24 protein-coding genes and 1 tRNA gene are annotated in these 19,604 nt (G+C 71.4%); 8 read left to right on the forward strand and 17 right to left on the reverse strand.

Annotated features, from left to right (window positions below):
* Nucleotides 1-1,316 (reverse strand): molecular chaperone DnaK (dnaK, locus tag BM237_RS25905; RefSeq protein WP_093852165.1); only part of this gene is annotated, 1,316 nt, incomplete at its 3' end.
* 252 nt (nucleotides 1,317-1,568) lie between these two features.
* Nucleotides 1,569-2,795, reverse strand: a complete 1,227-nt coding sequence (locus tag BM237_RS25910; protein WP_175541133.1) for a PP2C family protein-serine/threonine phosphatase — start codon at nucleotides 2,793-2,795, stop codon at nucleotides 1,569-1,571.
* A 293-nt stretch (nucleotides 2,796-3,088) separates the two neighbouring features.
* On the opposite strand from BM237_RS25910, the gene BM237_RS25915 reads away from it, so the two are divergent.
* Complete coding sequence (locus BM237_RS25915) at nucleotides 3,089-5,353, forward strand: (Fe-S)-binding protein (protein ID WP_093852167.1); 2,265 nt, start codon at nucleotides 3,089-3,091, stop codon at nucleotides 5,351-5,353.
* A gap of 144 nt (nucleotides 5,354-5,497) precedes the next feature.
* Here the strand turns inward: BM237_RS25915 and BM237_RS25920 are convergent, their stop codons facing one another.
* Entirely contained in the window at nucleotides 5,498-6,013 is a 516-nt protein-coding gene (locus BM237_RS25920) for a hypothetical protein (protein WP_093852168.1), read from the reverse strand.
* Between the two features lie 222 nt (nucleotides 6,014-6,235).
* On the opposite strand from BM237_RS25920, the gene BM237_RS25925 reads away from it, so the two are divergent.
* Together BM237_RS25925 and BM237_RS25930 are read left to right on the forward strand one after the other, a co-directional pair.
* Nucleotides 6,236-7,708: an FG-GAP-like repeat-containing protein gene (locus BM237_RS25925; RefSeq protein WP_093852169.1), complete on the forward strand. Its 1,473-nt coding sequence runs from the start codon at nucleotides 6,236-6,238 to the stop codon at nucleotides 7,706-7,708.
* 198 nt (nucleotides 7,709-7,906) lie between these two features.
* Nucleotides 7,907-8,950, forward strand: coding sequence for a Yip1 family protein (locus BM237_RS25930; protein WP_093852170.1), 1,044 nt, complete (start codon nucleotides 7,907-7,909; stop codon nucleotides 8,948-8,950).
* A gap of 103 nt (nucleotides 8,951-9,053) precedes the next feature.
* Here the strand turns inward: BM237_RS25930 and BM237_RS25935 are convergent, their stop codons facing one another.
* The 3 genes from BM237_RS25935 to BM237_RS25945 all read right to left on the reverse strand — a co-directional run bounded on the left by BM237_RS25935 (nucleotide 9,054) and on the right by BM237_RS25945 (nucleotide 10,446).
* Entirely contained in the window at nucleotides 9,054-9,551 is a 498-nt protein-coding gene (locus BM237_RS25935) for a phosphoribosyltransferase (protein ID WP_093852171.1), read from the reverse strand.
* Nucleotides 9,552-9,579: 28 nt separating this feature from the next.
* On the reverse strand, nucleotides 9,580-10,155 hold the full coding sequence (dcd, locus tag BM237_RS25940) for a dCTP deaminase (RefSeq protein ID WP_093657735.1): 576 nt from the start codon (nucleotides 10,153-10,155) through the stop codon (nucleotides 9,580-9,582).
* A gap of 102 nt (nucleotides 10,156-10,257) precedes the next feature.
* Nucleotides 10,258-10,446 carry a hypothetical protein gene (locus BM237_RS25945; RefSeq protein ID WP_093852172.1) on the reverse strand — a complete coding sequence of 63 codons (189 nt, stop codon included), beginning with the start codon at nucleotides 10,444-10,446 and terminating at the stop codon, nucleotides 10,258-10,260.
* A gap of 233 nt (nucleotides 10,447-10,679) precedes the next feature.
* On the opposite strand from BM237_RS25945, the gene BM237_RS25950 reads away from it, so the two are divergent.
* Nucleotides 10,680-10,753 (forward strand) — tRNA-Gly (locus BM237_RS25950).
* A 61-nt stretch (nucleotides 10,754-10,814) separates the two neighbouring features.
* Here BM237_RS25950 and BM237_RS25955 read toward each other — a convergent pair.
* The 11 genes from BM237_RS25955 to BM237_RS26000 all read right to left on the reverse strand — a co-directional run bounded on the left by BM237_RS25955 (nucleotide 10,815) and on the right by BM237_RS26000 (nucleotide 17,988).
* Nucleotides 10,815-11,990 (reverse strand): tyrosine-type recombinase/integrase, encoded by a 1,176-nt coding sequence (locus tag BM237_RS25955; RefSeq protein WP_093852173.1) that lies wholly within the window; start codon nucleotides 11,988-11,990, stop codon nucleotides 10,815-10,817.
* The gene (locus BM237_RS25960) at nucleotides 11,990-12,202 is read right to left on the reverse strand and encodes a helix-turn-helix domain-containing protein (protein ID WP_093852174.1); all 213 of its coding nucleotides are present in this window, start codon (nucleotides 12,200-12,202) and stop codon (nucleotides 11,990-11,992) included. The genes BM237_RS25955 and BM237_RS25960 overlap by 1 nt, the downstream gene beginning before the upstream one ends.
* The gene (locus BM237_RS25965) at nucleotides 12,199-13,524 is read right to left on the reverse strand and encodes a replication initiator (RefSeq protein ID WP_093852175.1); all 1,326 of its coding nucleotides are present in this window, start codon (nucleotides 13,522-13,524) and stop codon (nucleotides 12,199-12,201) included. Before BM237_RS25965 ends, BM237_RS25960 begins: the two co-directional genes overlap by 4 nt.
* A gap of 139 nt (nucleotides 13,525-13,663) precedes the next feature.
* Nucleotides 13,664-13,924: a SpdD protein gene (locus tag BM237_RS25970; RefSeq protein ID WP_093852176.1), complete on the reverse strand. Its 261-nt coding sequence runs from the start codon at nucleotides 13,922-13,924 to the stop codon at nucleotides 13,664-13,666.
* Between the two features lie 15 nt (nucleotides 13,925-13,939).
* Nucleotides 13,940-14,134 carry a hypothetical protein gene (locus BM237_RS25975; RefSeq protein WP_093852177.1) on the reverse strand — a complete coding sequence of 65 codons (195 nt, stop codon included), beginning with the start codon at nucleotides 14,132-14,134 and terminating at the stop codon, nucleotides 13,940-13,942.
* Between the two features lie 13 nt (nucleotides 14,135-14,147).
* A complete protein-coding gene (locus tag BM237_RS25980; RefSeq protein WP_093852178.1) occupies nucleotides 14,148-14,339 on the reverse strand; it encodes a mobile element transfer protein in 192 nt (63 codons plus the stop codon).
* A gap of 5 nt (nucleotides 14,340-14,344) precedes the next feature.
* Nucleotides 14,345-14,521: a hypothetical protein gene (locus BM237_RS29440; RefSeq protein WP_175541134.1), complete on the reverse strand. Its 177-nt coding sequence runs from the start codon at nucleotides 14,519-14,521 to the stop codon at nucleotides 14,345-14,347.
* 15 nt (nucleotides 14,522-14,536) lie between these two features.
* Complete coding sequence (locus tag BM237_RS25985; RefSeq protein WP_093852179.1) at nucleotides 14,537-15,175, reverse strand: DUF2637 domain-containing protein; 639 nt, start codon at nucleotides 15,173-15,175, stop codon at nucleotides 14,537-14,539.
* An 85-nt stretch (nucleotides 15,176-15,260) separates the two neighbouring features.
* Nucleotides 15,261-16,640 (reverse strand): FtsK/SpoIIIE domain-containing protein, encoded by a 1,380-nt coding sequence (locus tag BM237_RS25990; protein ID WP_093852180.1) that lies wholly within the window; start codon nucleotides 16,638-16,640, stop codon nucleotides 15,261-15,263.
* A 3-nt stretch (nucleotides 16,641-16,643) separates the two neighbouring features.
* Nucleotides 16,644-16,994, reverse strand: coding sequence for an SCO3933 family regulatory protein (locus BM237_RS25995; RefSeq protein WP_093852181.1), 351 nt, complete (start codon nucleotides 16,992-16,994; stop codon nucleotides 16,644-16,646).
* A gap of 205 nt (nucleotides 16,995-17,199) precedes the next feature.
* Nucleotides 17,200-17,988 carry a GntR family transcriptional regulator gene (locus tag BM237_RS26000; RefSeq protein WP_093852182.1) on the reverse strand — a complete coding sequence of 263 codons (789 nt, stop codon included), beginning with the start codon at nucleotides 17,986-17,988 and terminating at the stop codon, nucleotides 17,200-17,202.
* Between the two features lie 110 nt (nucleotides 17,989-18,098).
* Between BM237_RS26000 and BM237_RS26005 the strand changes: the two genes are divergently transcribed.
* Genes BM237_RS26005 through BM237_RS26020 form a run of 4 tightly spaced genes read left to right on the forward strand, consistent with a single transcriptional unit; the run spans nucleotide 18,099 to nucleotide 19,567 of the window.
* Complete coding sequence (locus BM237_RS26005; protein WP_093852226.1) at nucleotides 18,099-18,506, forward strand: NUDIX hydrolase; 408 nt, start codon at nucleotides 18,099-18,101, stop codon at nucleotides 18,504-18,506.
* 46 nt (nucleotides 18,507-18,552) lie between these two features.
* Nucleotides 18,553-18,978: an ATP-binding protein gene (locus tag BM237_RS26010; protein WP_093852183.1), complete on the forward strand. Its 426-nt coding sequence runs from the start codon at nucleotides 18,553-18,555 to the stop codon at nucleotides 18,976-18,978.
* A complete protein-coding gene (locus tag BM237_RS26015; protein WP_093852184.1) occupies nucleotides 18,972-19,283 on the forward strand; it encodes a hypothetical protein in 312 nt (103 codons plus the stop codon). The genes BM237_RS26010 and BM237_RS26015 overlap by 7 nt, the downstream gene beginning before the upstream one ends.
* A complete protein-coding gene (locus BM237_RS26020) occupies nucleotides 19,280-19,567 on the forward strand; it encodes a hypothetical protein (RefSeq protein WP_093852185.1) in 288 nt (95 codons plus the stop codon). The genes BM237_RS26015 and BM237_RS26020 overlap by 4 nt, the downstream gene beginning before the upstream one ends.
* Nucleotides 19,568-19,604 lie beyond the last annotated feature (37 nt).

Consider the following 19,604-nt stretch of genomic DNA (forward strand, 5'->3'; position numbering starts at 1 on the left):
CCGCGCGGCGCCGGCGGCAGCCCGGTCAGCTCGAACATGCCCAGCTTCTTGTTGTACGCGGCGATCTCCCGCTCGCCCTGGTACACCTGGATCTGCACGCTGGGCTGGTTGTCCTCGGCGGTGGTGAAGATCTCCGAGCGCTTGGTCGGAATCGTGGTGTTGCGCTCGATCAGCTTGGTCATGATGCCGCCCTTGGTCTCGATGCCCAGGGACAGCGGGGTGACGTCCAGCAGCAGGACGTCCTTGACCTCGCCCTTGAGGACACCGGCCTGCAGCGAGGCGCCGATGGCCACCACCTCGTCGGGGTTGACGCCCTTGTTCGCCTCCTTGCCGCCGGTCAGCTCCTTGACGAGCTCGGCGACGGCCGGCATGCGGGTCGAGCCGCCGACGAGGACGACGTGGTCGATCTCGGAGAGCTGGATGCCCGCGTCCTTGATCACGTTGTGGAACGGGATCTTGCAGCGCTCCAGCAGGTCGGCGGTGAGCTGCTGGAACTGGGCCCGGGTGAGCTTCTCGTCCAGGTGCAGCGGGCCCTCGGCCGACGCGGTGATGTAGGGCAGGTTGATGGTGGTCTCGGTCGAGCTGGACAGCTCGATCTTCGCCTTCTCCGCCGCCTCGCGCAGGCGCTGGAGGGCCATCTTGTCCTTGGCCAGGTCCACGCCGTGGCCGGACTGGAACTGCTTGACCAGGTAGTCGACGATCCGCTGGTCCCAGTCGTCGCCGCCGAGCTGATTGTCGCCGTTGGTGGCCTTCACCTCCACCACGCCGTCGCCGATCTCCAGCAGCGAGACGTCGAAGGTGCCGCCGCCGAGGTCGAAGACCAGGATCGTCTGGTCGTCCTTCTCCAGGCCGTAGGCCAGGGCGGCCGCGGTGGGCTCATTGACGATGCGCAGGACGTTCAGGCCCGCGATCTCACCGGCCTCCTTGGTGGCCTGGCGCTCGTGGTCGTTGAAGTAGGCGGGGACGGTGATCACCGCGTCGGTGACCTTCTCGCCCAGGTACGCCTCGGCGTCCCGCTTCAGCTTCTGCAGCACGAAGGCGCTGATCTGCTGGGGGTTGAAGTCCTTGCCGTCCAGGTTGATCTTCCAGTCGGTGCCCATGTGGCGCTTGACCGACCGGATCGTCCTGTCGACGTTGGTGACGGCCTGGCGCTTGGCGACCTCACCGACGAGGACCTCGCCGTTCTTGGCGAAGGCGACGACGGACGGCGTGGTCCTGGCGCCCTCGGCGTTGGTGATGACGGTGGGCTCACCGCCCTCGAGAACACTGACGACGGAGTTCGTCGTACCCAGGTCGATGCCGACCGCTCGTGCCATTTCGGGTTCCTCCAGCTCATGCCTTGAGTAGATCTGGCTCAAGAGTGCAGCAGGAGGGCGGGCAGCGTCAAGAGACATGAGTCGCGCCGACTCAACTCTCTTCCGGCGACCGAACTCATGGCCGGGGGTTCCCGTCTCAACTGCCCGCGGAACGCCGGTCGCAGGGGCCTTCCGGGGAATCAGGACGCCCGCCGGGCCGCCCTGGCTCCCGGACGGGGCAGTCTTCCCCGCGCCGCCCGATCCATCCGGCCCTCACCGCCCCTCTTCCGCCCCCGTGACCGCCTCCCCGACCGCCTCCCCGGCCGCTTCCCCGGCCGCCGAGAACTCGACGGCGACGACCGCCGCGTCGTCCCGCAGCCTCCCCCCGGTGTGCCGGGCGACCGCATCCAGCAACTCGTCCGGCAGCCGCTCGGTGGGCACCCCGCGCAGCTCCCGCAGCGTCTCGGCGAGCGGGAAGAAGCGCCCCCTGCCGTCGCGCGCCTCGTCGATGCCGTCGGTGTGGAGCAGCAGCCGGTCCCCGGGACGCCACCGGGTGTGGACGGTCAGACCGCGTTCGTCGTCCCACCCGGCCGTGAACCCGTGCACCAGCCCCAGCGGCGGCAGCGGATCGACCGCCAGTGGCTCGCAGCCCCCGGCGGTGAGCAGCAGCGGCGGGGGATGCCCCAGGTCGACGACGCGCAGCCGCCCGCCCTCGATCTCCACCAGCGCGGCGGTGACGAACAGCTCCTCCGCCTCCGCCGCCGCGTCCGGGCCGGCGCCGCCGGCCGCCTCCCGCGCGCACCGCTCCACCGCGCGCGAGCAGCGTCCGGCCACGGTCGTCAGCGCGGGCTCGTACTGGGCCGCCTCCCGGAAGGCGCCCAGCACCGCGGCGGCCGTACGGATCGCGGGCAGGCCCTTGCCGCGCACATCGCCGATGATCAGCCGGGTGCGGTCCGGGCGGACCACGACCTCGTACAGGTCGCCGCCGATCAGCGTGTCGGACTCGGCGGCGCTGTACCTGGCCGCCAGGCGCAGCCCGTCCGTGCGGCGCGGCACCGGGGAGAGGAGGGCGAGCTGGGCCGCCTCGGCGACCTGCCGGATCCGGACGAGCTGGCCCTCGCGCCGCCGCCGGACCGCGGCCGCCACCAGGCCGGCGGCGCTCACCACCACCAGTGCGACCAGTGCGGTCGCGGAGGTGTCCGTCTCGGCCGTGACCGGTTCGAAGGAGGTGGCCAGCCCGAGGGCCAGGGCGGCGGCGGAGACGGCGAGCACGTCGCGCGGGCGTCCGCGGACCGCGGCGAGCGCGGGCGCCGGGGTGAGCAGGGAGCCGGCGTGCGCGACGCGGCCGTGGAGCCCGCCGGTGACCTCGATGACGGCGACCGCGAGAACGAGCAGCCAGGGGAGGAGGAGCCAGACCCACAGCCGTCCCCACAGGCCCTCCCACAGGCTCTCCCAGAGCCTCGCGGAGGCCCGTGCGAGCCCCGCGCGCGGAGTGCGCATAGGGACTTCCTTCCCGGCCGCGGGAAACGGACGCATCCCTTTTTACCGCATTCGACACCGATTCGGAGGATGGTATACGGGAGGTCTATAGGATGGATCCACCCTTCCGTTCCCGGGCTCTCCCTCAAGGCCCCGCGGCCATCTCTCGGGCAAGGGCCGCCTCAGCGACGCAGATCACCGTACGAGTGGCTACAGACGGCCTCTGTTCATGGGTAGTCTCGAACAGATCGGATAAGTTACCGCTTAGTAAGCTTGCAGCCGCAGGCACCGCCCCGCAGGTTCGAGGAGCCGCCATGCAACTCGCCGCGATCGTCGTCTCGCTGGTACTCACCGCGGTCGGCGTTGCGCTCTTGGCACGCGCCGTCGCGCAGATCTACCGCTTCGTGAGGCTCGGCCAGTCCGTACCGGCGGGCAGTCGGACCGACGACCCGAAGCAGCGCACGATCACCCTGGTCAAGGAGTTCCTCGGCCACACCCGGATGAACCGGTGGGGGATCGTCGGCTTCGCGCACTGGTTCGTCGCGATCGGCTTCCTGACCCTTCCGCCGACCCTGGCCCAGGCTTACGGGCAGCTCTTCCGGGCCGACTGGGTCCTCCCCGTCCTCGGCGGCTTCCTGCCGTTCGAGATGTACATCGAGTTCATCGGCCTGATGACGGTCGCCGGCATCCTGGTGCTGATCGCGATCCGGCTGCTGAACCTGCCCACCCGCCCCGGCCGCAAGTCCCGCTTCGCCGGTTCGACCGCCTGGCAGGCGTACTTCGTCGAGTACGTCATCCTCACCATCGGCCTGGCGATCCTGGTGCTGCGCGGCCTGGAGGGCGCGATCCACCGCGTCGAGGGCTACGAGGCGGCGTACTTCGTCTCCTACCCGCTGGTCGAGGCCTTCGACGGGCTGGGGACCGGCACGCTGCAGAACCTGATCTACTTCACCGCGATGATCAAGATCAGCGTCTCGCTGATCTGGATGATCACGGTGTCGCTCAACATCACCATGGGCGTCGCCTGGCACCGCTTCCTGGCGTTCCCCAACATCTGGTTCAAGCGCGAGGCCGACGGCGACGTGGCGCTCGGCGCCCTCCAGCCGATGACCTCGGGCGGCAAGCCGATCGACTTCGAGGACCCGGGCGAGGACGACACCTTCGGCGTCTCCCAGGTCGAGCAGTTCTCCTGGAAGGGCATCCTCGACTTCTCCACCTGCACCGAGTGCGGCCGCTGCCAGTCCCAGTGCCCCGCCTGGAACACCGGCAAGCCGCTGTCGCCCAAGCTGCTGATCATGTCGCTGCGCGACCACGCGCACGCCAAGGCCCCCTACCTGCTGGCCGGCGGCGGCAAGGACATGGAGGGCGAGGAGAAGGCGACCGAGGAGCAGCTGAAGGACGTTCCCGCCGCCGCCCTGGCCGAGGCCGAGCGCCCGCTGGTCGGGACGCTGGAGGAGAACGGCGTCATCGACCCGGACGTGCTGTGGTCCTGCACCACCTGCGGCGCCTGCGTCGAGCAGTGCCCCGTCGACATCGAGCACGTCGACCACATCGTCGACATGCGCCGCTACCAGGTGATGATCGAGTCCTCGTTCCCGTCCGAGGCGGGCACGATGCTCAAGAACCTGGAGAAGAAGGGCAACCCCTGGGGCCTGGCCAAGAAGCAGCGCCTTGAGTGGACGAAGGAGGTCGAATTCGAGGTCCCGGTCGTCGGCAAGGACATCGAGGACCTCACCGAGGTCGAGTACCTGTACTGGGTCGGCTGCGCCGGCGCCCTGGAGGACCGGGCCAAGAAGACCACCAAGGCCTTCGCCGAGCTGCTGCACATCGCGGGCGTGAAGTTCGCGATCATGGGCGGCGACGAGAAGTGCAGCGGTGACTCCCCCCGCCGCCTGGGCAACGAGTTCCTCTTCCAGCAGCTCGGCGCCGAGAACGTGGCCATGCTGAACATGGCGTTCGGCGAGGATGAGGACGAGGGCGTCACCGTCGAGCGGTCCAAGAAGAAGATCGTCGCGACCTGCCCGCACTGCTTCAACACGATCGCCAACGAGTACCCGCAGCTCGGCGGGCACTACGAGGTCATCCACCACACCCAGCTGCTCCAGCACCTCATCGACGAGGGACGCCTGGTGCCGGTCACGCCGGTCGAGGGTCTGATCACCTACCACGACCCGTGCTACCTGGGCCGCCACAACAAGGTCTACACGCCGCCGCGCGAGATCATCGGCCGCGTGCCCGGCCTGCGCAACGAGGAGATGCACCGCCACAAGGAGCGGGGCTTCTGCTGCGGCGCCGGCGGCGCGCGGATGTGGATGGAGGAGCGCATCGGCAAGCGCATCAACACCGAGCGCGTGGACGAGGCGCTGTCGCTGAACCCGGACATCGTCTCCACCGCCTGCCCGTTCTGCCTGGTGATGCTGACCGACTCGGTCAACGGCAAGAAGAACGAGGGCAAGGCCAAGGAGAACGTCCAGGTCGTGGACGTCGCCCAGCTCCTGCTGGAGTCGGTCAAGGCCCCGGCGGAGCCGGAGGGCCCGGCCGGCACGGAGCCGGCTCCCGAGCCCGAGCCCGCCTCCTAGCGGTCACGCCCCGGGCGGTACGCCGGGCAGTACGCAAGACGGCGGAGGCCGGTCCCGCATCCCGCGGGACCGGCCTCCGCCGTTCTGATGTCTTCTCGACGTCCTCCTGCCGTGCCGTCCCGGCCCGGCCCTTCTCCCGGTTCCTCAGTCCTCGCCGAACCACTCGTCCAGGACGGCGTCGAACTCCTCGTCCCACTCCTTCAGGACCTTCCGGGACGGGGCGTCGACGTCGGCCTCGTACCAGCGGCGGGCGGTCGTGCAGACCGACACGGAGAACCGGCGCCCGAAGCGCGGAAGGTCCGTCTCGACCGCGCCGATCTCGTCCCAGGGGAACCGGGCCTCCTCGCCGTCCAGCCGGAACACCACCCCGAAGCGGCCGGCGGCGATCGAGCCGCGGCGGTCGGACGCCTCGAAGGCGGGTTCGCCGTCCCCGTCCCCGTCCTCGTCCTGCTCACCGGCGGCCGCATCGGCGGCGTCCTCGGCAGGCTCCTCCGAGGCGGACTCCCCGGCAGGGGTCCTCTCCTGCTTCTGCTCCACCTCCTCGTCGGCGGCCTCCTCACCGGCCCGGTCGGGGCTCGGCGGAGCGAGGCCGGGGATGTAGGCCGGATCGGTGCCGGCTGCGGTTACGGGCGGGATGACCGGACCTCTGAGCTGTTCCACGGCGGGCAGTATGGCCGACGAACCCGTACCGGCGACAGACGGTCCCGTGCCCGGCCGGTGAAGAAACTTCCGCCTCCCGTACAACCCCGGCACCTCCCCGGAGGTCTCCTGTTGGCCACCTCCGCGTGAATTCCTGGCCAACGCCCGGCGAAGCGGGCGGATTTGGCCACATCAGTCCGGGATGCCTGGCGGCATCCTCCTCGTGCAGCAGGAGAGTTCCGAGTGCACAATCGTTTCCGCACTGCCCTCGCGGCCGCGACCGTGGCGGCCCTGACCGGCGGTCTGATGGCCGCCGCCGTCGGCACGGCCGCCGCCGAAGGCGACCGCCCGACCGCCGACTTCAACGGCGACGGCTACCGCGACCTCGCCGTCTCGGCCCCCTTCGCCACCGTCGACGGCCAGAAGAACGCGGGCCAGGTCGTGGTGCTCTACGGCTCCGCCGCGGGCATCACCACCACCTCCAAGCGCACCGTCATCAGCCAGGACAGCCCCGGGGTGCCCGGCGTCTCCGAGGCCGGCGACCGCTTCGGCCTCGACACCACCGCGGCCGACTTCAACAACGACGGCTTCACCGACCTCGCCGTCGGCGCCCCGTACGAGAAGGTCGGCGACGACGTCAACGGCGGCACGATCCAGATCATCTGGGGCTCCGCCTCGGGTCTGTACGGGGGCACCACCGTCCCCGACCCCTCGCCGAGCTCCCACGACCGCTTCGGCTACGTACTGGACGCCGCCGACTACGACGGCGACGACAAGGCCGACCTGGCCGTCGGCACCAGCTCCTCCTACGTCCGCGTCTTCCGCGGCGGCTTCGGCAAGGGCAAGGGGGAGCACGGCGGCGCCTACGGTGTCCGTCCCGCCATCCTCAGCGGAGCCGACACCGGCCCGAAGAACCTCCACTCCGGCGACGTCAACGGCGACGACATCGCCGACCTGGTGGTGGACGGCTTCGAGCGGGACTCCAGTGACGGCGAGTACCACTGGAACGCCAACTACTACGTCCCCGGCTCCGCCTCCGGTCTGACCGCGAGCGGCCAGCAGAAGCTCCCCGCCGGACTGATCACCGACATCGGCGACGTCAACAGCGACGGCTTCGGCGACATCGTCATCGGCATGCACTTCGACTCCGACTCCGGCGTCCCCGGCAGCCGCACCGGCGGTCTGGTCAACGTCCTCCACGGCTCCCCCTCCGGCCCCAACGGCAACCGCCAGTCCTTCACCCAGGACTCCCCCGGCATCCCCGGCGGCTCGGAGCGGTACGACAGCTTCGGCTCCGAACTGGACCTGGGCGACGTCAACGGCGACGGCCACCTCGACCTGGCCGTCGGCGCACCCGGCGAGTCCCTGGGCGACGCGCAGTACACCGGCGCGGTCGTCGTCCTGTACGGCGCGGCGGACGGCTCCGGCCTCACCGGCTCCGGTTCGCAGTTCATCCACCAGGACACCCCCGGCGTCCCCGGTGGCAACGAGACCGACGACCAGTTCGGCAGCGACGTCCACCTCGCCGACATGAACGGCGACGGCCTGGCGGACCTGACGGCCGGAGCCCTGGGCGAGAACAACGGCAACGGCGCTGTCACCGCGCTCCGTTCCGACGGGACGCAGATCGCCGGCGGCGGCTACTTCCTCTCCGTCAGCAGGGTGGGCGTCTCCACGGCCGGCACCCCGCTGTTCGGCGTCAACTTCGCCGGCTGACGCCCTCCGCGTCACCTCGGCCGCCACTCCAGCCGCCGCTTCGGCGGCGCTTCGGCGGCGCTTCGGCGCCGCTTCGGCGGCGCTTCGGCGCACACGCGCCCCCGTGGGGCCCGGTCCGGCGGACCGGGCCCCACGGCCGTCCCCTACGGGCAGCCCCACCCCTGCCCGGGGACATCCCCCACGGGGTCCCCCTGGGGGATGTCACAGCTCGGCGGCAATGCGCGGCCCGCTGCCCGGCCCACGGCACCCCGTACGGCCGGACACGGTACGTTCGAAGGCGTGGCTGGATTCAGGATGGGACACGGCCGGGATCCCCGGAACGCACGACAGCAAGGGCACCGCCCCCCGCAGCAGGCTCCCGGCGCACCCGGGCAGCCGCCGTACGCGCCTCCCGCGCAGCCGGGGCAGCAGCCCGTACAGCCCGGGCACACCCTCTGGCGCCAGGGCGGCGGACGGCACGGCGAGCCGGAGTACTTCGGCGACCCCGGACACGGCGGACACCACCCCGGACACGGTGGGCAGGGCGGGCGGGTGCGTCCGCCCGCGCACGATCCCGCCAACAACCCCGGGCACACCCAGATGTTCAGCTTCGGCGAGGCCCCCGACCACGGCCACCCCCCGCAGCCGGGCCACCCGGCCGGCGACGGCTACACCGACGGCGGCACCTACACGGCGGGGCAGCCGCCCGTGGCGCCCTCCGGCCCGCGGCTGCACTGGAAGCAGCTGCTGAGCGGCATCGTGCTGCGCCCCGGCAGCACCTTCTGGCAGATGCGCGACCACTCGGTGTGGGGCCCGGCGCTCATCGTCACCTTCGTCTACGGCCTGCTCGCCGTCTTCGGCTTCGACCAGGCCCGCGAGGACGCGATCAACTCCACGCTCTCCAGCGCGATCCCGTTCGTGCTGATCACCGGCGTGGCCGTCGTCGTCTCCGCCCTGCTGATGGGCGTGGTCACCCACACCCTGGCCCGCCAGCTCGGCGGCGAGGGGCTGTGGGCCCCGACCGTCGGCCTGTCCATGCTGATCATGACGATCACGGACGCACCGCGGCTGCTGCTGGCGATGTTCCTGGGCGGCAGCGCCACGGTCGTCCAGGTCGTCGGCTGGATCACCCTGCTCGCGGCGGGCGTGCTGCTCACCTCGATGGTCCGCCGCTCGCACGACCTGCCCTGGCCGAAGGCGCTGGGCGCCTGTGCGATCCAGCTGATCGCGCTGCTGGCGCTGTTCAAGCTCGGCACCCTGTAGGGCGCGGGGCGCGGCGGGTACGCCCGCACACGCGCCCGCCCGTACGCCCGCACGTGAAGGGGGCCCGCGCACCGGCGCGGGCCCCCTTCACGTGTCAGGCATGTCAGGAGTCGAGGACCTGCCCCTCCCGCCGCACGACCGGCGGTTCCACACTCCACGGAAAGTCGATCCAGCGATCGGTGCGCTTCCACACGTACTCGCACCTCACCAGCGACCGCGGTTTCTCGTAGACCACCGCGGACCGCACCTCGGCCACATGCTCGGCGCAGAAGTCGTGTACCAGCTTGAGCGTCCTGCCACTGTCGGCGACGTCGTCGGCGACCAGCACCTTCTTCTCGCTCAGGTCGACGACGCTGGGCACCGGCGGCAGCATGACGGGCATCTCCAGCGTCGTGCCGACGCCGGTGTAGAACTCCACGTTCATCACGTGCAGGTTCTTCACGTCCAGCGCGTAGCCGAGCCCTCCGGCGACGAACAGCCCGCCGCGCGCGATGGACAGGATCATGTCCGGCTCGTACCCGTCGTCCGCGACGGCCTGCGCCAGCTCCCGGATCGCCCGCCCGAACAGCTCGTAGGTCAGCTTCTCCCGCTCGTCGCCCATGCGCCTCTCCTCGCTCCTCGCTGCTCGCTCAGACCTGCGTGCGGTGAAAGTTCAGATAGGAGCGCGAGGGCGTCGGGCCGCGCTGCCCCTGGTAGCGGGAGCCGTAGCGGGCGGAGCCGTAGGGGTGCTCGGCGGGCGAGGAGAGACGGAACATGCACAGCTGCCCGATCTTCATCCCGGGCCAGAGCTTGATCGGCAGCGTCGCCACGTTCGACAGCTCCAGCGTCACGTGCCCGGAGAAGCCGGGGTCGATGAAGCCGGCCGTGGAGTGCGTCAGCAGGCCCAGCCGTCCCAGCGAGCTCTTGCCCTCCAGGCGGGAGGCGATGTCGTCGGGCAGGGTGACGACCTCGTAGGTGGAGGCCAGCACGAACTCGCCCGGGTGGAGGATGAACGGCTCGTCCCCCTCCGGCTCGATCAGCCGCGTCAGGTCGGACTGCTCGACCGCGGGGTCGATGTGGGGGTAGCGGTGGTTCTCGAACACCCGGAAGAAGCGGTCCAGCCGCACGTCGATGCTGGACGGCTGCACCATCGCCGGGTCGTACGGATCGATCCTCACCCGCCCGGAGTCGACCTCGGCCCGGATGTCCTTGTCTGAGAGAAGCACGACGTCGAGCGTACAGACCGCGGGCCCGGCGCCTGCGCACCGGGCCCGCGTGCCCTCACCCGTCACGACCGCTCACCACGGCCGCCCGGGCACTTCGGCCTCTCAGCGCCGCACGGCCTCCATGCCCGTCACGGCCCGCCGCGCCACCGGCACCGCCTGCCTCAGCCGCGCGCACCGCGGACACCGCAGCAGCCGGCCCGGACCGATCCGGCCGCTGCCGAGGTTCTGCATCGGGAACGTCGAGGTGCTGAACACATGCCCATCGGCACACTGAACGACGGTGGACTCCATCGCCTGCCTCTCCCCACTACGTGTACGACCAAAGCCACATTAGGGGATCAATCGGCCAGTCCCGCACCCGGCGCTCCGCACCCACCGTACGCCCCAACTCCCTTCCCCCGCTTCCCGGAAACCCGCCCGTCACACGCCCCGGGGACACGACGAAAAGGACCCCTCGGCTGTGCGCCGGGGGCCCGGTATGGGGTACAGTGTGCGTCGGTGAGCGACGTGATCGTCCGCTCCTCGCGGGTGTAGTTTAATGGTAGAACATGAGCTTCCCAAGCTCAGAGCGCGGGTTCGATTCCCGTCACCCGCTCCATGACGAAGGCCCAGGTCAAAGACCTGGGCCTTGTTCGTTGCCCGGACCCCTCGGCACCTTTCTAAGCGTCCCGTGCCAGATCCGTGCCAGAAGGGCCGCCGCCCTTCTCCGGGGGCGTCAGGGCCGCGCGTACCCGGGCGTCGATGCCGTCGGCGAGCTCCCGCTGATGCTCCAGTGACGAGTGCTGGTAGATCATCGCGGCCCGTACGGACGACTGCCCCATCCGCACCATGAGGTCCTTCAGTTTGGCCCCAGTGTCCGCCGCCAGGGTGTTCCCGGTGTGGCGGAGATCGTAGAAGCGGAAGCCCTCGGGAAGCCCCGCCTTCGCGCGCGCCCTGCGCCACTTCCGCCCGAAGGTGGACCGCCGGAACGGAGCGCCCTTCTCGCCGACGAAGAGCAGCCCGTTCGGGCCCCGGTCCTTCCTGTCGGCGAACCACTCGACATGCCGCCGCAGATCGGTGTGCAGGAACGCGGGCAGGATCAGCGTGCGCTTCCCGGCCGCCGACTTGGGCTCGCCCGTGACGCGGCGGCCGGTCGTCAGCTCGGGCGAGGCCAGCGTGATCCGCAGCGTCCCCGTGTCAAGGTCGACGTCACCGCGCCGCAGCTCGGCCAGTTCCTCCGGCCGCAGGGTCGCGAAGGCCCCGAGAAGGACCATCAGCCGCCACCGCGGCCCCATGGCGTCGGCCACCGCGTACACCTGCTTCACGGTGGCGATGGGCCGTTCGGGCGCCCGCTCCTGGCCGGCGCCCCTGATGCGGCACGGGTTGCGGCGGATCAGCTCGTCGTCCACAGCGGTTTCCATGACGGCCTTGAGCAGCCGGTACGCCTTGGCCACGGTGGTGGGCGCCCCGGTCTCCTCCAGCCGCTCGGTACGCCAGGTGCGGACACGGGGAGCGGTGATCTCGTCCAGCTCCCGGTGCCCGAAGGCGGGCAGCAGGTGGATGCGGAGCAGGCGTTCGTAGAGCTCCACGGTCGTCGGCCGGAGGCCGCGTTCGGCGATCCACTGCCGGGCGTAGACCTCGAAGTTGACCGCCCCGGCGTCCGGATCCTGCCAGTCGCCGCGCGTCAGGTCCGCTTCCGTCTGCGACAGCCAGATCTCGGCGTCCGCCTTGGTGTCGAAGGTACGGTCGGCCGGACGCAGCACACCGTCCGGGCCGGGGTAACGAGCCTGCCAGCGGCCGGACGGCAGCTTGCGCACAGCCCCGAAGCGGCGGCGCTTGCCCTTCCTGTTGGCCATCAGGCAGCCCTCCGCAGACGAGCCCGGCGCCGCTGGACCGGCTGCACGGTGTTCGCCTCGATGAAGGCCGCCAGCGCGCTTTCCGGGATGCGTACGTGGCGACCGAGTTTGACGAAGGTGATCCGCCGTTCGGCGACCAACCGCCGGGGGAAACGAGGCGTGGTGCCGAGCAGCTCGGCGACCTGGTCGACGCTGAGATATCGGTCTTTCATCGGTCTGTTTCCCCTTCCGTGCTGGTGATGTTGGGAGTGAGGGCGTCGGTCAGCCATTGCTCGCCCGCGGTGAGGCCGGTGCCGGCGAAGGCCCAGTGCGCGAGGACGAGGGTGGTCTCCTCCGGCTCGGCGGCCGGGTCGTGGGGCGTCTCGCCGCGCGCGATGGCCGCTTGGAGGCGCTGCCACTCGGCGCGGGCGGTGCGCAGCGCCCCGAGGGTGGTGGAGTAGCGGCGGGTCTTGGTGGAGAAGTGACCGCGGAAGCCGAGCATGTGGGCCCAGGCCCGCAGCCGCAGGTGTTCCAGGTCCTTGCGGGCGCCGAGGGTCCAGGCGGTGCGGATCATGCGCCGGGCGTGGTCGGTGAGGTCGAGGGCGGCCAGCTCGGCGAGGAACTTCAACGGCCGGTCCAGGGTGCCGGTCGCGGTCTCGGCACCCTTGGTGGCGTACTTGGCGATGTACGCGGCGACGGCCCGATCGGTCAGCTCGGTGCCGCCGCCGAGGTCGGCCGAGCGGATCGGGCGGATGTCGAGCTGGCGGCCGAAGGCGAAGGTGTGCTCGCGGCCGTCGAGGGTCGGGCCGGTGATCCGGGCAGCGGCCGCGGCCGCGCGAATGGCGTCGGTCAGCAGCTCGGCACTGGCCCAGGACGGCGGCGGAGTGTCGCCGCCGGTCGGGCCGTCGAGGCGGATGACGGCGTGGAAGTGGACCGCGCCGCGCTTCTGGTACTCGGCGACCTTGGCGAAGGACACCCGCGCGTACTGGCGGAAGGCGCGTTGGGTGAGTCCGGCGCGCTTGGCGATCTCCCGGCGCAGGTAGATGGAGAAGCGCCGCCAGATGGCACCGGCGTGCGCGTTCCACAGCACGGCCGCTTCGTAGTCGTACCGCTCGGGGTCAAGCGGCGTGCCGAGGGCGGGATCGTCGGCCGGGTGACGGGCACCGCAGCGGCAGCGGCCGGAGTCGGGGCGGTTGTGGACCGGGCCGAAGCTGGGTGCGGTGAAGGTGGCGAAGACGCGCGGGTGCGTGGCGACCTGCTCCGGGGTGCCCTTGCCGCCGCGCAGTCCGGCGGTGATCAGGTGGTAGGTGTCGCGGCGGTAGGTCTCGGCGCAGGTGGCGCACCGGGTGGTGCGGCGGTTGTTGCAGCGCACCAGCAGGTGCCCGGCCGGGAGGTCGGTGGAGTCCAGGCGGTGCAGTTCGGGGCCGATCTCGCCGGTGGTGGTGTTGAGGGCGTGTTCGGCGCGGTAGCCGGACAGCCGGATCGGGCGCGCGCAGCCGCCCAGGCCGGTCAGTTGCCGGACCAGGCCGGGCAGGCTGCCCCAGGAGGCCAGCATGCCGAGTTCTTTCGGCGGCGGTGCGGTGGTGCGGGGGATGATGGGCTTCTCCTTGTCTGGCTTGCGGGTCGGACGAGGGGTTGAGGCCGGTCGGGGCGGCGGGATGCTTGGCGGTATCGAGGCCGCCCCGACCGGCCGTTCAGCGGCGGTGCCCGGAGGCGAGCAGGGAGCGCAGGACGAGGGCCGCGACGGCCACGGATATGGCGGTGACGGCGACGGCGGCCAGGAGCGCGGTCAGCACCACGCCGCCGACGAGCACGGCGGCTACCGCGCCGGTCGTGGCCGGAGGCAGCACAGGCCGCCGGGCCGGGGCGGGGTGGCAGGAGCAGGCCGGCGGCTGGCCGTGCTCGGCGGTGGCTGGGAGGTGGGGTGTGGTGGGGAGCTGCGGGCGCGGGAACATGGCGGGTTCTCCTTGTCAGTCGGTGGTGCCGCCTATGACCTCGACCCCGGTGCGGGTGCCGGTGTCGATGGCGGGGGCGAGGAAGGTCTGGGAGAGGTAGAAGCCGAAGAGGGCGATCACAACGACGACCCACAGGCGGATGCCGAGGAACTTGATCGCGGCCCAGGCGATGACGCCCAGGACGGCCACCAGGGGCAGGGAGACGGTCATAAGGAACCTCCGGTCAGCGGACGGGGCAGCGGTGGGTACGGGCGGCCAGCTCGGCGGCGGCGCGGCTGTCGTAGTCGGCGGAGAAGCCGCAGCGCGGCGCGGTGCAGGCGGCGGTGTGCTTCTCGCGGCCCCGGCCGTCGTAGGCGGTGCCGACCTGGACGGGGCCGATGCGGACGACGCGGCGGAAGCGGCGACGGGCGGGCATGAGGCTCAGTCCTCTCCGGTGAAGTCGCTGGTGTGGTCGATGAGCCACTGTTCGATCTCGGGGTGTTCGTCCGCGGTGGCCCGCCGGAACGCGTCTTCGGCGACGGCCATGGCTTCGTCGAGGCGGTTTCGGCGGGTGAGCCGGGCGGAGCACTCCAGGGCGAGGCGGATGACCGGGCGCATGAGCGGTCCTCCTTGTCAGGTGAGTTGGGCGGCGATCTGGTCGGCCAGGGCGGGCGGGACGCCGAGGCGGGTGCGCAGGGTGTCGGTGTCGATGGGCGTACCGGTGCGGGCGCGGTGGGCGTCGGCGACCTTCCGGGCGTGTTCGACGAGGGCAGCCGGGACGGCGGGTGCCGCCGGGAGCGCCGGGGCAGGTGCGGCAGGCCGGGCCGGTTCGGGTGTGGGGTCCGGCGCAGGGTCGGCAGCCGCGGGCAGCTCGGCGGTGTTCTCGTCCGGCTCATCCGGTGCCGCCGTGCTCGGCGAGTGGGCGAGGAGGGTTCCGCCGAGGAAGGCGACGGCGGGCCATCCGGCGACGAGGATGCGCAGCCAGGCGGGCACGTCGTCCAGGTCGAGGAGTCCGGCGGTGGCGACGTTCGCGCCGAGCGAGGCGGCCAGGGCGATGACGAACCAGCACCATCCGGCCGTTGTGGCATGGCCGGAGCGCAGGCGCCGCCAGGCCGCGACCATCAGCAGGTCGACGCTGATCGGGTAGGCCCAGGCTTTCCAGCCGTGCTGTCCGGCCGCTGCGGCCAGGTCGTGCAGGTGCGCGAAGGACAGGGCACCGGCGATGACGGCCTGGACCAGCACGGCGTCGACGCGGGCCAGGGAGCGGCGCATGGGTGGCACCTCCTTTCGGTTTTCGGCATGGCAGGGGTAGGGACGTGGCGCGAGGGCGGTCGCCCCGACCGTGGTGCGGGGTGGTTCAGTCGGTTACGGGGCGCGGTGTGACCAGCGGAGCCGGATGCTCGACCGGGGCCGGCGGAATGTGCGGCCGGAACGGGTCGAGGGCGGGCACGTCGGGGGCGAGGTGCGCGGTGTCCTGGCAGACGGCGGCGGCGTCGGTGAGGGACAGGTAGGGGGTGCGGATGCGGGACCAGCCGCCGGAGGTGTCACCGGCCACGGCCAGGCCCGGCCGTTCCGGGGCGATGGAGCAGGCCGCTTCCACCGCTTCGGGGGCGATGTCGCCGAGTGCCATCTTCGCCGAGGCCTCGTCGTTCACGCGGTGGCAGATGCGGCCGGAGAGCTGGGCGCGGAGCATGGTGGCGCCCTTGCCCAGCTCGGCGCCGAAGCGCTGCCCGCAGACCTCCAGGTAGATTCCGGCGGCCCGGCCGAGCTGGGCGAGCCGGATGAGCTGGGTGACCATCGCGTCCCGCCGCTCCTCGTCCTTCTTCGAGGCCGTGAGGAAGAGTTCGGCCACCTCGTCGACGACCAGGACGATCGGCACGGGCCGCTCATCCTCGGGCAGGCCCCAGAGGTCGGAGGTGATCTCCTCGTCCGGAGTGTTGGGGGCGATGCCCTGCCGGGCCTTGATCAGGTCGTAGCGGTCCTCCATCTCCTTGACGAGCGCGGGCAGCAGCTCGGCCGCCTCCGCCGGTTCGGTGGCCAGCGCCGACAGGCGCGGGGCGAACGGAGCCAGCTCCACCCCGCGCTTGCAGTCGATCCCGGCCAGCGCCACCGGCTGCCGGGCAAGTCCCGCGACGAGGTTGCGCAGGTACATGGACTTGCCCGACAGCGTCGCGCCGAGGGTGAGTTGGTGCGGGATGGCGCGGTAGTCGCGGACGAAGGCGGTCGCGTCCTCCCGCAGCGCCACCGGCACCCGAAGGAGACCGCTCTCGACACCGCGCGGCATCCGCACCCGGTCCAACACGTCGAAGCCGACAAGCCGCAGCTCGACCACGCCCGGCTTGACCCCCGCCACGTAGACGGCGTGCACGCCCCAGGCGTGGCGGAGCCGTTCGGCCGAGGCCACCACGTCGGCCGGTTCCTGCCCCGGCGCCAGCCGCAGCCGCAGGCGCAGGCCGGTCGAGGTGGGGCGGATCAGGCCCCGGCGGGGCGGCACCGGCCTCACCTCCCGGCGGGTGGTCGCCCAGGTGGCCAGCGCCCGCAGCCGGGAGGGCGGCACGGTCAGCCCGCAGGAGTCCATGACCGCCCCGTAGGAGGTGACCAGCCGGGCCACCGACACCGGCAGGCCCACCGTGGACCAGTAGGCCGCCGGGTGCCGGGACTTGGCCCAGGCGGCGGCCCCGCCACCGGCTACGGCAACGGGACCGCCCACCTCCAGCCACGTCATCAGGTCCGGCATTGGTCAGGCCCCCACCGCGGCCGGGACGGCACCGGGGGTGACGGCGGCGGCCCGGTAGGCGATGCCGTGCCGCTGCTGGCCGTTGAAGACGTTCTCCCACGGCTTGGCCACCAGGCCCGGCAGGGACACCGGAGCGCCCAGGGCCAGGCCCTCGGCGACGCCGCTTTCCGGCACGGTGACCCGGATCAGCGCGGACTCGCCCTCGTCGATGTAGACGACGCCGATCGTCATCAGCGTCTCGCCGCTCACGGCGTCCTTGGCCACCTCGCCGGTCTGCCGGTCGCGGACCTTGGGCTCAGGGGCTTCGGTCAGCAGGATCGTGGCGGTCGAGGTCTCCACACGGATGGTGCGCAACGTCTTGTCTCTCCTTGGATCGCACCGGAACCACCGACGCCTACTCGTCTAGACAAGATGCGTCGACGTGATCCCGAGTCAGTTCGGAACGCGGACCACTGTGCCATACAGCTTGCCCACTCGTCTATACGAGTATGCGTCTGGGTGTGTACGAGTCGAAACCAGCCGCGCACCGGGCCGCACCACACCTCGCCACCCCCGGCCGTCAGGTGGCCGGCAACCGGTACGACAGGACGTAGGCGTCGGCGGCCATCACCGTGTCGCAGACCTCCACCGCGCGCCCCTCGGTGTCGTAGGCGGTGCGGATCAGGTGGATGACCGGCACACCGGAGGCCAGCCGCAGCGTCCGCACCTCCTGGGGGGTGGGCATCCGGGCCTTGATCTCCTCGTCGAAGTGGTCCAGGCGGTGCCCCAACTCCTCCAGCCGCGCGTAGATGCCACCCGGACCGGGGTTCGGCTGGGCGATCGGGGTGTTCCGCGCCAGGTCCAGCGGGAGGTAGGAGGTGGCGAACTCCACCGGCCGCCCGTCCAGCAGATACCGGCGACGACGGGCCAGCACCCGGCGCGGCGAGCCCAGGCGCGCGGCGATGTCCTGGCTGGGCCGCTCCTCCCCGACCTCCAGGCTGTCCACCTCCGACTTGCTCCCGGCCGCCTCCGCCTCCACGATGAACGCCGACTTCCCCTGCTCCCGGTGGCGCCGGGCGAACCGGTCCGAGGCCAGTCGCCGCACCGGCGGGCGCGGCCGGACGTAGACGCCCCTGCCGTGCTCGGAGACCACCAGGCCCTCGGTCTGGAGGATCGACAGCGAGTTGCGCACGGTCATCCGGGAGACGCCGTAGTGCTCGACCAGTTCGGCTTCGGACGGCAGCTTGTCGCCCTCCTTGAACCGGCCCTTGTCGATGGCTTCGCGGATCTGGTCGGCGATCTGCCGGAACACCGCGCGGTCACTGGTCGGGTCCAGCGCTCCGAGAGCACCGGAGGGGGAGGACGCCATCTTTACTCCTTTGGATATCTAGACGAGAGGCTGAGTGTCGTTGCTACGGTGGAGAGCCTAGTCAGCCGAGGAAGCCGAGGACTGTGAGTACTGCCGAACGCCCCCACTCCGTGAGCGTCGCCGGAGTCATCGTTGACGACCGCGGCCGGGCCCTGCTGATCAAGCGCAGGGACAACGGGCACTGGGAGCCGCCGGGCGGAGTCCTCGAACCGGGCGAGACCATCCCCGAGGCCCTCCAGCGCGAGGTTCTCGAAGAGACCGGCATCAAGATCGCCCTTCCGGCGACCCTGACCGGCGTCTACAAGAACATGACCGGCCTGATCGTCTCCCTCGTCTTCCGCTGCGAGGCGATCGACGGCGCCCCCACCACCGGCGACGAGACGTACGCGCTGCGCTGGGCCACCCGCGAGGACGTCACCGAACTCGCCGACGAGGCATACGCCGTGCGCGTCCTGGACGCCCTGGACGCGGCAGCCCCGCCGGCCGTCCGGGCCCACGACGGCGTGAAACTCGTCTAGCCCGCACCCACTGCCCATGGCCGCCTACCAGCACGAAGGAACTTGTATGGACGAGTATACGAGTACGGTGCGAGTCTGGGAACTCTCCTGCCCGAGACTCCCGGCCGAGGTCGGCCGCGCACGCCGCTGGACCCGCGACATCCTCCACGACAGCCCTTGCGCCGACGACGCCGCACTGATCGTCACCGAGCTGGGCGCCAACGCCGTCACCCACACCACCGGGCCCGCCTTCCGCGTCACCATCACCCGCACCACCGAGGCCGTGACGCTCACCGTCACCGACACCGGCGCCACCACGCACCCGCGGATCACCCACCCCGACGAGGGGACCACCCACGGCCGAGGACTGGCCATCGTCACCGTCCTCGCCGCAGCGCTGGACATTCACCACGACGGCCACGGCCACACGGTGACCGCTCACCTCCCCGCCTCTGCACCGCAGCCGACCACGCGGGAAGCCCAGCCATGCTGACCCGCTCCTACTGGTGCGAAGCGATCGCCCACACCCCCAATGACGGCCGCACGTTCTGGCTCGGCGCCCACGCAGCCGGCTCACCGCGCCTCGCCCTGCGCTGGCTCCAGCAACGGGCCCGCCACATCAGCGACCAGCTCGACCCACCAGCAGCCCGCCCCGTTCTGGCCTGGCTCCACGACGATCAGGCCCACGAACACGCGCTGGCCGATCTCGCCTCCGGCACGCCCTACAGCCACACGATCTGCGACGACGCCGTGCGCTACCTGCTCACCGCCCGCCCCACCACAAGGCCCCGCCCATGAACCACGACCGAGCCGCCCGGAACGAGCAGCTGTACCGCTACGAGATCACCGCAGCCCTGAACGCCGTGGTCCGCGCCTGCCAGGACATCGTCACCGAACACAGCCACCGCGGCTTCTGGACACCCCACACCAGCACCGAGCCGACGCCCACGCACCAAGACCTGATCGAGGCCGCCCGTCGCGACGTGCTCAACCGCCTCCAGATGGTCATCCACTGCGCCGAGACGGTCGCCTACACCATCGAACACGACCGTCAGCGTCAGCCCAACCAGCCGACTGAGTAACAACCTTCTCTACGAGTTCAAGGGCGGCTCGCTCCGC

This window comes from Streptomyces mangrovi (assembly GCF_900114215.1).
Classification (GTDB): Bacteria; Actinomycetota; Actinomycetes; order Streptomycetales; family Streptomycetaceae; genus Streptomyces; species Streptomyces barkulensis.